The organism is Massilia sp. TWR1-2-2, assembly GCF_049897565.1.
In the GTDB taxonomy this organism is placed as follows: Bacteria; Pseudomonadota; Gammaproteobacteria; order Burkholderiales; family Burkholderiaceae_D; genus JAFCUW01.
In genome coordinates this window covers 1-865 of the sequence record NZ_JAFCWM010000100.1, presented here as the reverse complement: position 1 = coordinate 865, position 865 = coordinate 1, and the positions used below count along the sequence as shown (strand labels likewise).

Sequence of the window (865 nt, the reverse complement as noted above, 5' to 3'; positions counted from 1 at the left end):
TCTGCGTAGCGACCGGACGCGGCGCGATCGTCGTGTTCAGGCGCAGCATCTCGGAGGCGACCACGTTCTTAGGCTGGTTGACGCCCTCGATACCCTTCAGGAACACGGTGACGAGGTCGGTACGCGGGAAGTTCGTCGGCGCCGGTGCCGATGGGAACAGCGTCTGCACCACAGCCGGCAGTACCGGATTGGTAACGTAGTCGATAAACTGGCCGTCATCCTTCGGCTTGGACGCGTTGAACTTGTCCTTGTCGTCCAGGCCAATGATCACTTCGTTTACCAGCGGCATGCCGACGCGCGACACCTGCGACCAGGCGCCGCCTTCCTTGGTGGCGTTGTTGATGCCGGTTTTCGGCGCTGGATTGAGCAGGCGGCCCTGGCGCAGGCTGGCGGTGGCGTAGCCGCCAATGACCGGCTCGGTGCCGTTGGTCAGGCAGGCGATCGGCACTTCGATGGCGATCGAGCTGACGTTCTTGCCTTCGAGGTCGTTCTTGTTGCCGCCGACTTCAGGTCCGAGCGGGTTCAGGTTGAACAGGTCGAAGATCTTGCCGACAGCGATATAGAACGGCTCCTTGCGCTGGCCGACAAACACGCGGCCGTTGCCGCAGGTGCCCATGTTGATGTCGTACATGTGCAGGTTGGCGTAGGTCTCGTAGGCGGTGGCACTGCCGAAGGTCTTGTCGCCGATGTTGTCGACCGGCTTGTCGAATTCGGTGGCGCCGCCGGTGACAGCGGCCAGCCGGGTGCGCGTGCCGGAGCGGCGGTCGCCCTTGACCATGTCGATGGTGTAGGTTTCACGCACGTTCAGCGACGCCGGGTTGACGCCGGAGATGGTGCTCGAATTGATCAGCGGAATGCGTACCGA

Annotated in this window: 1 protein-coding gene; it reads right to left on the bottom strand. The window is 63.0% G+C overall.

What is annotated here, in order from left to right:
- Positions 1-865: DUF4331 domain-containing protein (locus tag ACP7DD_RS26550; RefSeq protein WP_426178398.1), on the bottom strand; the 865-nt coding region annotated here is incomplete at both ends.